This window comes from Amycolatopsis sp. cmx-4-61, assembly GCF_046548775.1.
Classification (GTDB): Bacteria; Actinomycetota; Actinomycetes; order Mycobacteriales; family Pseudonocardiaceae; genus Amycolatopsis.
In genome coordinates, this window is record NZ_JAEBEI010000021.1 from 82804 (window position 1) to 95873 (window position 13070).

Annotated in this window: 9 protein-coding genes and 1 pseudogene; all 10 read right to left on the minus strand. The window is 66.3% G+C overall.

Annotated elements, in window-relative coordinates:
• Positions 1 to 47: 47 nt before the first annotated feature.
• Positions 48 to 1073: an ImmA/IrrE family metallo-endopeptidase gene (locus ACLJOU_RS39260; RefSeq protein ID WP_410574342.1), complete on the minus strand. Its 1026-nt coding sequence runs from the start codon at positions 1071 to 1073 to the stop codon at positions 48 to 50.
• A complete protein-coding gene (locus ACLJOU_RS39265; protein ID WP_410574343.1) occupies positions 1073 to 2032 on the minus strand; it encodes a hypothetical protein in 960 nt (319 codons plus the stop codon). The genes ACLJOU_RS39260 and ACLJOU_RS39265 overlap by 1 nt, the downstream gene beginning before the upstream one ends.
• A 97-nt stretch (positions 2033 to 2129) precedes the next feature.
• On the minus strand, positions 2130 to 2993 hold the full coding sequence (locus ACLJOU_RS39270; RefSeq protein ID WP_410574344.1) for a hypothetical protein: 864 nt from the start codon (positions 2991 to 2993) through the stop codon (positions 2130 to 2132).
• A 902-nt stretch (positions 2994 to 3895) separates the two neighbouring features.
• Positions 3896 to 5248 carry a hypothetical protein gene (locus ACLJOU_RS39275; RefSeq protein WP_410574371.1) on the minus strand — a complete coding sequence of 451 codons (1353 nt, stop codon included), beginning with the start codon at positions 5246 to 5248 and terminating at the stop codon, positions 3896 to 3898.
• A 448-nt stretch (positions 5249 to 5696) separates the two neighbouring features.
• Entirely contained in the window at positions 5697 to 7733 is a 2037-nt protein-coding gene (locus ACLJOU_RS39280; RefSeq protein ID WP_410574372.1) for a hypothetical protein, read from the minus strand.
• Positions 7734 to 7879: 146 nt separating this feature from the next.
• Positions 7880 to 7996 (minus strand): annotated as a pseudogene (locus ACLJOU_RS39285) (DUF2637 domain-containing protein); the annotation flags it as partial.
• Positions 7997 to 8122: 126 nt separating this feature from the next.
• On the minus strand, positions 8123 to 9646 hold the full coding sequence (locus ACLJOU_RS39290; protein WP_410574345.1) for a pentapeptide repeat-containing protein: 1524 nt from the start codon (positions 9644 to 9646) through the stop codon (positions 8123 to 8125).
• A gap of 1022 nt (positions 9647 to 10668) precedes the next feature.
• On the minus strand, positions 10669 to 11367 hold the full coding sequence (locus ACLJOU_RS39295) for a DUF2637 domain-containing protein (RefSeq protein ID WP_410574346.1): 699 nt from the start codon (positions 11365 to 11367) through the stop codon (positions 10669 to 10671).
• On the minus strand, positions 11364 to 12398 hold the full coding sequence (locus ACLJOU_RS39300; protein WP_410574347.1) for a tyrosine-type recombinase/integrase: 1035 nt from the start codon (positions 12396 to 12398) through the stop codon (positions 11364 to 11366). Before ACLJOU_RS39300 ends, ACLJOU_RS39295 begins: the two co-directional genes overlap by 4 nt.
• Positions 12388 to 12864, minus strand: coding sequence for an AbrB/MazE/SpoVT family DNA-binding domain-containing protein (locus ACLJOU_RS39305; RefSeq protein ID WP_410574348.1), 477 nt, complete (start codon positions 12862 to 12864; stop codon positions 12388 to 12390). Before ACLJOU_RS39305 ends, ACLJOU_RS39300 begins: the two co-directional genes overlap by 11 nt.
• Positions 12865 to 13070: the final 206 nt, after the last annotated feature.

The window sequence follows — 13070 nt, forward strand, 5'->3', positions numbered from 1 at the left end:
GGCTTCACCCAGGTCTGACGTCACACCTCGTGATTCGTCCGGGCACGTCAGCCACAGTCGCGGCAGACGGTTCCGCTGCCGACGAACATCGCTGGGGGCAGTTTCAGGTAACAGACCGTGCACAGCCGTTCCTTGGCCGTTTTGGCGACGTCGCAGCCGCAGTGCCGGTCCGGGCATCGAGGCTGGCCGCACTGTCCGCAGCTGTCCACGACCTTGAACTCGTCGCCGCAGGTCTCGCAGGTCCAGCCGGCCGTGCCGTTCGTACCGCCCGACGGTCGCGGTAGGGCGAGCTCCCGCCACGGAGCGTTGTCGGTCACCACGATCGCGAAGAGGTACTCACCTGACCACACCGCCTGCCCGTACAGCGGGTCGCTGGTGTGTCCCGTCCGGTAGACGACGTGGGTGTTGTCGCGGCTTACCTGCCTCCCGCGGTTCGCCAGCGCGGCCGCGATCAGCGGAGTGCCAGACTGGTCCGACCTGCGAGCTGGCGGGATGAAGCTCGTCGGTGACGCGAACAGCACGATGCCATTCGAGTCGAGCAGGACCACCGCACCGGCGCCGCGCAGGTGCCGGGCCGCCCACACGCAGCACGCCTCACGCGAGGCAGACGACTTCGCGAACAGGTCGGCCACATCTTGCGGGACGGGGCCACGAGGGCCGATGGCAGCTGACAGCTCGGCGTCCGGCAACAGGATCTGGGCCGCGAACGCGTCGCAGGCTTCCTCCTCGAAGGAGACCGAATCGCCGACGTCGAACGTCCGGCCGCCGAGGTGCTCGTCAGTCTGCTGCAGATGGTGCCCGAGCTCGTGCAGTGCAGTGAAGCCGTTTCGGCGCTGCGACACCGATTGCGCCACGAAGAGCGTCGGCGGATCGGGGTGGTAGCTGCCCGCGACCGAGCATCGGTCGGCTCCGGCAGACTCCCGGACCGCGGCTACCGCGAGGTCGTCCCAGCGGTCCAGCTCGGCGAGCGGATCGTGCCGCAACCGCTCCGCCGCGCCGGGGTGGCTGCGCTCGAGGACTTCGCACATCGCGCGGGCCTGTTCCTGGGCTTCGGCCACGTACTTGCCGCGCATCATGCTCTCCCGGCTCGTCGTCCGAGGATGTACTGGTCAAGCCGTTCGGCCCAGCGCGGTGAACCGGCCCCGGTTTGCCGGGCGGCCAGCGCGAAGGCCCCGTACGCACCGTTCAGCCGGGCCATGGTTTCGTCCACCGAGTCCTGTTCAGCCAGTTCCCGCCACGCCTGCCGGTACCGAGGTCGCTCCGCCTCGGCCGCCAGATCCGGCGGGAGCGGCTGCACGGCCTCCGACACCACCTCCGCCGGCAGGCCGGTCGTCTCGGCGATGACCGGCACCTGCTCGATGGTGACGGGTCTGGTGCCGCGGAGGATCCCCATCACATCGGCCTGGGTAAGCCCGAAGGGTCGCAGCGCCGTCTTCAAGGCAGGAAGATCCACGCGACCTTTGAGCATTTCTGCCAGTGGCCGGGTGCGCTGTCCGTCCTTCCGGACCGGAAGCGCTGGAGCCGATCGCAGGAACTCGAGATCGTCCGCAACCTCTGCCCTCACCTCAACAGCAGCGTCGAACTCGGAGCCGACGGGCTCGCCACGACGGATCAGGGGTCCACGCTCGCCCGGCCCTGTTTCCGCACGGTCCAGGGCGGCGACGACGTCGAAAGCCAGCTGGTCGACGATCGCGTCGAGCACCCTCGTGGGCAGTGTTCCACGAAGTCCGATCCACGCCGTCGCAGCGACGCCCAAGGAGCTCGCGTCAGGAGCCAGGACGAAAGAACGTTCGTCCTCGGCTGAAGGGTCGATCGTCAACGGCACTACGCTGACTTCGGAGTTTCCCACTTCGAGCAGCAGGACCAGCAGGCTGGTGTCGTCCCAGGCAGCGCGCCAAAGCTGGCCTCGGGCCGGGTCCGCTTCTCCGGGCGCTCCGAACCGGGCCTGGCTGCCAGCTGCCGTGATTTCGCCGGGTACGCGTGCCCGTCCGGCGAGTTCGAGAAGGAAATCAGGTGCGCTCGGCTCGGTCATGCCGTCCTCCCGATGCAGTAGCCCTCATGAGCCGCCGAAGGAGTCTGACGTCGCAGCTGCCGAATCGTCCGGTGAGGGCAGGCGGTGCGTGATGTGGTCAGCGGCACAGCTTGATCACCTCCCGCACGATCTGCTCGGCATCCGGGCCGGTGCCCGCCAGGTCGAGTACCTTCTTTTTCGCGCGATCCATCGCGGCGTACGCCTGCGTTCGCCCTGCGCCCAATCGCTCACGCACCGCGTTCGCATCGTCCCATATCGGGACCGTCGACTTTTCGTTGTCGGACAGTCGCCCGACGATCTCGGCGGCCGCGCAGGCAGCGTCGAGCTCCGAGTCGGCCGCGATGACCAGGTCTTCGCCGGTAGCCTCTTCTGACGGAACATCGCCGAGCTGGGTGACGTCGTTCAAGGCGACCTCGATCGGATCCAGTGCCGCGGCGAAGCGCCGCGAAAACACGAACACCAGCTGAGCCGTCTCCAGGCTGCCTCCGGCCGCTTCCAGCACAGCCGTGAGCACAGCGGTGATCGACCGACGGTCGGCTACTGGAGGACGGCGAGTGTCACTTGTCCACCTCGGCGGCCGAACATCTCGTACCTTCCGAGCCGCCTGAACGAGGCCATCGAGGTCATCCCCGAACGGCGCCGCGTCGGTTCCAGCGAGCCTCCATCGTCCGGCGCCTGCCTGGCCGGCGGGTACTTGCTCGAAGACAGCCTCGCCGCCCAGGATCTTTTCCAGAGAGCGGCGCAACGGCCCGGTTCCCGTCTTCCTGGCCTCATCGATCAACCAGTGACGAATCGACCGCCGCAGCAGTTTCCCCACGCTGGCGTCGCTGGTGGCTTGCGTCACCAGCATGACGGTTACCTGTTCGATCTTCTGGACGAAGAAGTCTTGAACGAGATCGTCCGGCTCCCGGTCGGCAAGCGCGGGGAATTTGTGACGCTCTTCCTTGATCAGCGTGCTCACCAACGTCACCCCGGCACGGCCGAAGCAGCCTTGATCACGTAGCTCCTCGAAGGCAGAAATCGTGCCTCCTCTTCCTGGGCCGCTCGGATCGGGCGACCTCACACCTGCAGCGGATCAGCCCTTCTTCCGGCGTACGGGCCTGGCTTGCCGTGGTCGAACCGACCCACATGTACAGCCATGACGGATACGGCGGCCATTCGGGACGCAGCACCGCGAAGTTCACCCGATCGTGAATCAGTCGATCGCCCTGAGCCATTCGTCCGAAGAAACCTGATCAACGAGCACGTGGTGATCGTTCAAGAAACCATCCGCCTGAGGACGCCCACCGCCACGGAAACGGGTGAAGGCAGTATGCAATCCAAGCAAGCTCGCATCTGCTCGCCTCCGCGGTTGCCGAATCGATGCGCCGACTGCCGGTTCAAGCCGCCGCAACACCCGATCGGCGCGCTGGCCACGGACGGGGTGTTGGAGCCGGTGAAGGATGCTGGTCGGAACCGACGTCCAGGAGGCACGATCGTTCACCCTCGACATAGGCTGGCTGGACGTCGTCGGGGGAACCGAAGTTTGGTCCCCATGGTGGCGACCTACAGGGCTCGCCCGACGGCGTAGAAGCTGTCGGTGCCACGATTCGCCGCAAGCCCCCGGTCGCACGCTGACCCAGATCATCTCGGACCGGTCGTTCGGCATTCCGGACCCATCAGGCTGGCCGAGGCTCGCTAGACCGGCACGGAGACGACCTGGGTGTACCGGTTCGACGGCCCCGGACGAGCCAGGGCGTCAGCGCGGCCAACACCATCGAAGTCTCGGTTCGTCTTCGACACACCATCGAAAGCCCGAGTTCGCGCCGAGGCTCGGCGAGTCCCCCTTCGCGGCGTTCTCTGACGCAGACGGAGCGAACGCGACTATGCCCACACCCGCCATTCGTCGGCGAACAGCGCCCAGGGATGACGGCCGGTGTTCTCAGCAGCGAGCAGCTGTTTGATGCTTTCCGCCCACGTCGGGAGGTCTGCCATCTCGAACAGCAGCCGACGTTGCATCTCAACCCACCGCAATTCGATGATGCGGCGGCGGTTACCTACGCGAAGGACCACCTGATCCGGCTCGATGGCGCCTTGATCGACTGGAAGTACCCATTCGGCCGCCAGACCGACATCGTCGAGTGCGGCCAGTACCGAATCGCTGGACATCGTCACGATGAACAACGCGTAGTCGGCAATCAGCCTGGTGCACAGCTCGGGCGACAAGGGGTAGATCGCCCACGGCGGCATGGTCGGCGACCGTGCCACCATGTCGTCGGTTCGTGCGTACACGAGTTGCCCCTTGCCCAGGATGTGTGCACGCTTGGTGGCCTGCAGATGTTCCGTCGCCGTCCGGTCGATGAGTTCCTGTTCAGACCACAGTTCGTAGCCGCGGACGGTGTCGGTGGTGACGAGGGATCTGCCTCCGGGGACTTTCATGCCCTGAATTCCGCGCTGGTGGGCGAGCTCAAAGGACCGGCCGAGCAGATCAAGGTGCGTCTTATAAGGGAGGTCGAGCTGCACCAGCCGTCCGGGAAGCTCGCCCGGCAGGGGACCACCGGAACGAATGGCTTCCTCGGCCATGAGCTGGCGGCGAAGTTGCTTCGCTGTTCTGCGGTCGGGCTTGCGGCTGGTGTCAGACTTGATCTCGTGTAGGTAGGCCTCGTACTCGGCGCCGACTTCCTTGAAGGAGGTGGCGTCACCGATGCTCAGGCATGTGGTCAAGTCGTGGAGCAGGACGAACCGGCGCTCTTCCCGCCACCACACGGCCAGGAAGGCGAGCTCGGCGGCAAGGCCCTCCTTGCCGGCCATTTGGCCGGGGTGTTGGTTGCGTGAAAGCGCGATGATGACCCGCCGGTCGTAATTGAACATGCGCCAGGCCAGCGCATCGGCGACCGAGCGAAGCTGGCGATCGACACGCTCACACACGTCGACTTCAAGCTCCCAAGTCTCGGGACTGTCCGCAGGCTCGGCCGACCGCAACTCGGGGGCATCGGCAGGCACGGTCTTACCTTGCCGGAGCAGCTTCGCGACCCACCGGCACCCCGTTCGGTACTTCTGAACCGCGAGTACCTTCATGAGCAGACCTTGTTGGAAGGTGAAGTAGTCTTCGGGGTTTCGGCACTGCCTCAGGTCCCCGATCAGCTGCGCGACCGTGCCGACCGCCTCCTGGTGTACGGGGTGGAGGAAGATTCGGTTGGTACGTTCGAGCGGCATGGCGTTGAGCAACTTGGGCACACGACAGCTTCTCACGTCAGGCGGCGCGCGGCCTGGGAGCCGGAGGACCTGGCCAGCTTCACCGACGCCGCCGACTACTACGCCGACCCATACGCGCCGATGGTCACCGTCCGCGGCCGCACCGGCTCCAACGCCGGCGTCTCGCGGCACCTGGCGATCCTGACCGTTTGGCAGATGCACGGCCTGCAGGCCATCTCGACCGCTGCGGCGGCGAACGCGGCGGCCTGCGGCGAGGCCCACCGGAACGCCCCGGCGCGGGCATGTTCGGCGCGATCGACCCCGGAGATGGCCACGGCGAGGCGGGCAGCCCGTACGTCGACTTACGCCGGGTTTTGTGCGGAACACCTCCGAGACGAACTGCGCCGGGCTGAACCTGACCCCGCCGGGCTCGACACTCGACACCGCTCCGGATTCTGGAGCTGGCCAGCTTCGCCGCTGCAGGAGCGCCTCACCAGCTGTGCAGCGGGTAATAGGTGTTCATGCGTTTCAGAAGCCGTTGCACTTCACTGCGATACTCGTAGCGTCGGCAGCGGTCGAGGAGTCTCGCCGGGGGACGGGAACGTCCTCTGAGCAGCCACAGCGCCACGTCCATGCGTACGGCGCTGTGTCGCCATCCGCCGGCCCGGAACTGGTCCCGTGCGCGCAGCAGCAGGTCGGCGGCATCGGCGTCGTGTCGGTGGCGCGCGATTTCGGCACGAATGGCCAGCAGGTGCGGCGGCATGTACGGCAGCGTCATCCCGAGACCGGGATCGGCGATACGCGATTCCAGTTCGGTGGCCAAGTCAAGGGCGTCGCTGTCCCTGCCACGAGCGCGAGCGAGCTCGGCGCGTTCCCACTCCAACCGGATTTGACAGACGGTCAAGGGCGCACCGTGCGCTGCGATCGCATTTTCGCAGGCGGCCAGATGGCTCTCGGCCCGACGGGCGTCGGAGGCTCGAACATAGCTGGCGAGGGCGACTTCGGACCAGGCAACTGCTTGGTGGTTACCGGTCTGTGCGGCGCCGTCCCGGCAGGTGCGCAGGTCGCGGAGCCCCTCCTGCAGCAGACCACTCGAACATAGTGTGAGCCCGCGATAGAAGTGGCCCCACACCCGAGTTTGCGGACGACCGTAGAGGACGTTGTCCTCCATCACCTCGGCCAGCTGAGTCAATGCTGCCCGATACCGACCGCGGCTGTGCTGCGCGTCGCTGCCGAAGATCCGGGCCGTCACCATCCCGTCGAGATCGTGGTTGCGGTCCGCGGTCTCGGCCGCGCGCCGATAGTCCTCTGCTGCCTCGGCTTCTTGGTTGGTCATGACCTTGATACGGGCACGCAGATTCAGGATCCTGGTGAGCAGCCTGCGCCGGGTACGCAGATCGCGTACCGCTTTCGCCGCGCTGGTCGCCTGCCGTAGCTCGTCCAGTGCGGTGGCATGATCGCCGCTGTTGGCGTTGACGTGCGCCCGGCCCAGCAGCGCCGACGCGCGCAAGGCAGGGTCTGCGGCCAATGAGGCCGCACGCGCATAGAGGCTCAATGCTTCCGGCCTGCGCTGCACCACCTCGGCGGTTGCCGCGAGCCGGACGGCCACCCTCGGGTCCTTCGGCCACGATCGAAGGCAAAAACGGAGCCCGTGGTAGGCGTATTCGGCCTCGTTGCAATGCACCAGGACCCGAGCGACGGCCAAGCGTCGATCGCGCAGAGTGATCGCGTCGAATGCGGCCTTCGCGTCCACGGAAAGGGAAGAGGTGAACGAGCCCGGCGGCGCGGCCTTTGACAAGCGGTCGACGTCGGATCGCTGCCCGACCGACAGCCGCTCGTAGAGCCATTGGGCGGGGTCATGACGGTCGACGACCCGCATTCGCGAGCCCAGCTCGTCTTTCAGGAGTTGCGCCTCGGGCGACAGATCCTGTGCGCCTTGGGCGCCTTCGAATCGCAACCATGTTATCCGCGCGGCGTGGTAGAGGTACGGCATGATATCCCGATCACGGCCGCTGTAACCGATCACGATCACGTGCCGCCCCGTCACACGCGAGGTGAAAGCCGCCGCAGTGGAGCGTGGTAGCCCTTCGACGTACTGGCTGAGCATGGTCACCACGGAGCGGAGGTCGGTCGCGCGTCCGTGGAGGTGCAAGACGTCGAGAAGGCGGTGCGCGCGAGCGGCCATTTCGAGCAGTTCGTCTTGATTGGTGGTCACGACCGGTACACCGAGCCGCACGAGAATGTGGTGTGGCCGGGCGGGCCGCGCTCCTTCAACAGCCGAGTACACGCCCGCCAAGGTCCGCGACGGCACCTCCTTGGCCATCAGGTCCAGAACCACTTCCAGGCGAAGCCTTTCGCGGTCGAGCTGTCGTTTCACGGCGTTGATCGCTTTCGCGGGATACACGCCGCATCCTCGGGCGACCTCGCCGAAGGCCAGCGACGCCAGCTTTCGACCGTCAGGAAGGTGTGAATCGAACGACACACCGGCGCCGCACAGAACGGTCGCATCGAGGGGCAGACGTGGCATGTCCCAACTATGCGCCTCACCAGCACGATCAAGAACGCGCTCAGCCGCGGAGCCGAACTGACGTTCGCACAATGAGAGCGGGATACCGAAGCCGAACGCCGTCCACGCAGCCCACTGCGGCCGTCACTCTGCTTCCAAAGGTCGACCGTCGCCGTCGTCAGCAAGCCGTCCATGATCGACGGCCAGATCGCTGCTGTCGCCGCATCAGCACGGAAGCGCAGAGCGACGTCGCGACCGTGCCGATACGACGCGCCCAACGCCACCAGAGTCGTACACGCGCGCTGAACCCAGCGTGACAGCTCCTCACTCTCCGGCTTCAACGACGTTACGATGGACCACCTCGTCGACGCCGCTCAACATGCGAGACCGGAACCCTTCTCATCAGATTTCTACACTTCGTCCTTGACCGGGTTAAAGGCACGGCCCAGTCGGGTCGTTCCAGTGAAGAAGGCGTCGCGTTTGAAGGCTGCCCTGTCGAATGAGACGTGGGTAAAGGCCGTCCCGTCAAACCGGGCGCCGCCGGCGAAGATGGTCTCGTTGAACAAGGCAGCGCCCGCGAAGGTCGCCCTGACGAACACTGCACAGGCAATGGTCGCCTGGCCGAACCGGACGTCGCGCGTGGAGGTCGTTCCGCTGAACTGCGCATCGCGGGCGAAGGTCGCTCCGCTGAACCAGGCACGCGTGAAAGTTGCCCTCTCGAACCGAGCGTCGCCGGCGAAGGTCGCTTCGACGAACGAGGCGGCGCCGGTGAAGGTCGCCTCCTCGAACGAGGCAACCTCGGTGAAGGTTGCCTCGACGAATCGGACCTCGCGGGTGAATGTTGCCGCGGCGAACAGGGCGGGGCCATTGAAGGTCGCCCTGCCGAACAAGGCGTCGCCGCCAAAGGTCGCTTCAACGAACGCAGCGGCGCGGATGAAAGTCGTCTTGTCGAACCAAGCGGCGCTGGTGAAGGTCGCCCCGACGAACAGGGCGTCGCCGGTGAAGGTCGTTCGGTCGAATGAGGCGATGTCGGAAAAGGTCGCTTCCCGGAAGGCGCCTGTGCCGACACGGCAGCCGGTGAAGGCGAAGTTGATGAGAGTGGCACCGGTGAGGTCAAGGTCGATATCGGCCCAGAATGTGTGACGCGGCTGATCGGGGTCGTCGCCAGGCTGTAGATGCCGGTGCAGGACACGTTGGGCAGTAAGACGTACTTCACGTTCCTGGTGCTGATCTTCCCGGGCGCGGGCTGCACCCAGGGGCGGTGTGAGTGTGCGGCAGACAGTGGCCGATCGCACGAGTGGGCGTCTCATACCCAGCGGGCGGGGCCCACCGGTGTCCGGGAGCAGGGCGTAGGGGTTACGCAAATAAGCGCAGATCACGTCGACCACCGTTTGACGTTGGGAGGGGTTGTCCTGCGCGACGCGCTCCAAGGCATAGAGGCCGCCGTGACGGACCGCAGCCTGCGCGGAGCCGAGCTGCTCGACCGCCTTGAGATACAGCTCGGTCAGCCGCCGCTCGGCCGCATCGTGCTCGGTGGCACGGGCAACTCGGTCCTGGTGGGCGATGGTGGCTGCAGCGACTTCCTGCTGGTGGGCGAGGGCGCGTTCGCGGTTATCGAGGTCGGCTTCGGTCGAGTGCTGACGTCGCCAGGCCAGATACAGCGCGACCACGCCGCCGCTGCCCACACCGATGCTCAGCCCGATCTTCAACGCGTCCAGCCGCACGGTCACCAGCGCGGCCCCGTTCAGCCCGGCGGTCGCCGGCCACCACAACACCACCACCGCGCCCGCCGTCAGCGCCGCGATCACGGCCGCGGTCCACCACATCGTCTTCGGCGACAGCTCCCGCAACCGCACCACCCGCACCGGCGCCGCGAGAGGCGGCGGGGCCGGTACGGCGGTGGCAGGAGACGATGGCGTGGCGTCGTCAGTCATGCCCATTAACGTCGTCACACCCCGCCAAAATGTTGCTGATAACCGGCTGAGCCCGGCCCCTGCCGGAGCCTCCGGAGTCGACGCCTCGACTTCAGGGCCTCAGCGACGGCACCACCCCACGCCGAGCCTGGCTCGCAGATCGGCGTACTCACGATCCAGTAGCAGCGTGGTGACGGGCACCTGATCGCCGCGGAACTCCGGCGACAGAGCGCGTTTCTGTCCGGGTTGCGCCCAGTGCGTGACCAAACGCAGCGATCGGCACGGTACGAGCTGTGCGTTTAAGCAGGTCAAAGCATGTACGGGCACGGCAGTGTGTCTAACCATCCGGAGGCCGGTATCGCCGGTTCGAATCCTGCCAAGGGCACTCCTGAGAGAGCAGGCGTAGCCACTCCCATCAGCGAGCTTGCGTTCGAACTAGTTCGCCTGTCCTCCGACAACCTCCGGCTGCCCCGCAGAGGGCGGTAGCTCAGTAGCAGCCGGACGTGGCCGCAGTTGTCGACCCAGAGTGACGTCGTTCCGGGTCGCGTATGTCACCATCGTGGGATGCGAGCTCGATACCGTCAGGCACTCTGCGACTGGTCAGGAACGGGGTAACGACGTGCAGCAAAAGCAACCAAAGCGTGTCGAGCAGGCCATGAAATCAGCCAGGTCTGTCGAAGAGTTGCGAGAAAGGCTGTGCACCCTGTATCCGAAAATGCGTTCCGCCCCGCGCGAGAAGATCATCTTGGAGTGGCAGTACCGCCAGGGACTACTTCGCCGGCCCGTGTTGCCGCGGGCGCGAACGATCCGGGGCGGCCTGCCTACACTTGGCCGGGGAACACGATGACCAGGCCGTGATGTCCTCACCGCCACGCAAGACCCCGACTTGGATCCCCAGATCGGCCAGCTGCTCACGTAGCCCACTCCCAATGCACCCCCAAGACTGGACATCGCTGGTCCGTTACGCAGGTCAGACGGCAACTTCAAGATCCGTTCAAAACCCGTCCAGTGAGAGTTCTAATCTCTCCAGCGACACATCAACATCACGAAGGCGGACCCGAGTAAATGACCGCCCTCGCGGACGTCGTTACTGCGCTTACCGTCTCGGAACGTCCGGGGCCGTTGATCTGCCGATCTTGCTCGGTCCTCCACTTCCGGAGAATCCGACGGCCGTAGTTGTGCGTTCCGACCACTCGATCCAGCTCGGCGCCCGTCGGTGTGCGGCCGCGGGCCCGCTCGCCGACGTAGTACTCCCACATGCGTTGCTCGGCGGTCGGGGCCGGCTCGTCCGAGATGTCTGCGAGTCGCAGTCTCGGCGGAGTCTCGGCGAGCTGCTCGGTCTCGCTGTGGACCTCTCGGCGATGGAGGAGGGCGCGGTTGAGCAGTTCCACCGCCAGGAGAAGCGCCAGCGGCGGGCTGGCGGCGACGATGACGCCGAGAACGGTCTGGTTGTCGGTCGAGCCGATGTTCGCGCACAGCGAGAGCGAGATCCCGAACCCGAACGCCGTCCACGCGACACGGCGACCTGAGTCTCGCGCTGCCGTCCAGAGCTCCACCGTGGCGATGGTGAGGAGGCCGTCGACGATCAGTGGCCAGATCGCCGCAGTCGTCGCGTCAGCACCGAACTTCAGCGCGAACGTGCGACCGTGCCGATAGGACGCATACGCCGCGCCGAGGGCCACCAACGCGGTGCAGGCACATTGGACGACCAGGGACAGTTGCCATCGTCGTGGCCGGGTCATGACACACCTCCGAGGGCAGGCTTGTGAGCAAGAGGGTGGGGTTCGCCGGTAAGCGCGGCCAGGGCGGTGGCCACGTCGTGGAGCGAGGCTTTGACATAGGTGACCGTCGCGCTGTCCGCGGAGTCGGAATGGCCCGCGTAGGCGTGCGCGACGCCATAGCCGAAGCGACGCTCGACCCAGGTCAAGGTGGTGTGGCGAAGCCAGTGGGTAGAGATGTTCTGGGTGTGCACCGACGGGACATGCCGGCCGATCCGTTCCCACAGGTAGTCGTAGCGGCGTTTGCTGATCGGCTCACCCGTGCGATACCGCAGCAACGGCCCGTCGGGGTGGGTGGCTCCGCGTTCGTCGGCGTGCGAGACCAGCAGTCTCATCAACGTCGGCGACACCGGCTGAAACCGGCTCGTGCCGTCCTTCTCCCGCAGGTAAACGAGACACTGGGTCTCGTCCAGGTCTCGCCGCCGCAACCCCAACGCTCCCCCACGCCGACACGCAGTCTCGGTGTGCAGTCTCAACAGGAGCGTGTCGAGATACGGGTCGTCTCCCGTCTCGGCAGCCGCAGCGTTGATCTCGATGAGCTCGTGATCGGCCAGCGCCCGCCGCGGCGAGGGCAACCGGCGCGGTTTGGCGACCTTCAGTGCCGGGTTCTCGGATTCGGTCAGGATCCGGTCGGCGACCGCATGCCGGTAGATACAGCGGACCGCGGCAATGAAGTTTTCCGCCGCGTTCCGCCCACCGCGCGAGTTCCGCCGAACCACCGCCTGCGCCCGGGACTCCTCCGCCAGGTGCTTGATCTCCGACGGCGACGGCTCATCCAGCCGCCGACTCCCCCACGCCGTCTCCAGCCGACGCCAGTACGACGAATACGAGCGTGCCGTCGCCGCCGATACCGCCCGGGCAACCACCGGGATGTACTCGGTGAATGTCGGGACCTGGGGACGCTCCACCGGTTCGGTAAGCAAGTCGGCGGGAGCGATGCCCATCTTCGACAGCAGCAGCCGTGCCGCGTCCAGTTCCATCTGGCTACTGGTCATCGGAGTCCCCTCCGGTCAGGGAGGCGTGGTAGCCGAGAATCATCTGGTCCAGAGCTGACAGCGGGTGCACGACCAGAACGCCGTGCTCCGGGTCAGCAACCAGCAGGACGTCATCGCCGGGAGTCACGCCGCACAGGCGGCGGAGTGCGACCGGCAGCACCACCGTCCGGCGCGTGCCCAGCCGGAACACCCCGCCGGGGTCGGGCTTCATCACCACCGAGGTCACCACACCGGTCGCAGCCAGCCGGACCGACGCCGGCCAGCCCAACAACCTCAGCAGAGGCCGCACGCACACGCGGCCGGAGGCGTCGATGCGGGCGATCGCGTACGCCAGACCGCACCGAGCACGACCTGGCGGTGGTGTCGGCAACGGAAGTGGGACCGCGATCGGAGCCAACGGCGCCAGCAGACCGTCGATGCTCGCCCCGGGGATCACCGGAGCCACAAGACCGCTCACGCCGACCACCGCCCCGACCGGGTGACACGAGGCTGGAACGCAAGATGCCGACCACCAAAATCGGTGATCGGCGTGCTGTGAGAGGATCGGTGAAAGTTCACCACTGTTGGTGTCCGAGGGGGGACTTGAACCCCCATACGTGGGATATCTCCCGTGTTTGGGGAGATCATGCGCTCAGTGTAGCGCAGAGTCACCGGTCCCGATCGCTCACGACA

What these genes read in the sequence shown, in the direction of transcription:
- ACLJOU_RS39260 (WP_410574342.1), bottom strand. Translation starts at nt 1,073, where the DNA reads ATGCGCGGCAAGTACGTGGCCGAAGCCCAGGAACAGGCCCGCGCGATG.
- ACLJOU_RS39265 (WP_410574343.1), bottom strand. Translation starts at nt 2,032, where the DNA reads ATGACCGAGCCGAGCGCACCTGATTTCCTTCTCGAACTCGCCGGACGG.
- ACLJOU_RS39280 (WP_410574372.1), bottom strand. Translation starts at nt 7,733, where the DNA reads ATGCCACGTCTGCCCCTCGATGCGACCGTTCTGTGCGGCGCCGGTGTG.
- ACLJOU_RS39290 (WP_410574345.1), bottom strand. Translation starts at nt 9,646, where the DNA reads ATGACTGACGACGCCACGCCATCGTCTCCTGCCACCGCCGTACCGGCC.
- ACLJOU_RS39295 (WP_410574346.1), bottom strand. Translation starts at nt 11,367, where the DNA reads ATGACCCGGCCACGACGATGGCAACTGTCCCTGGTCGTCCAATGTGCC.
- ACLJOU_RS39300 (WP_410574347.1), bottom strand. Translation starts at nt 12,398, where the DNA reads ATGACCAGTAGCCAGATGGAACTGGACGCGGCACGGCTGCTGCTGTCG.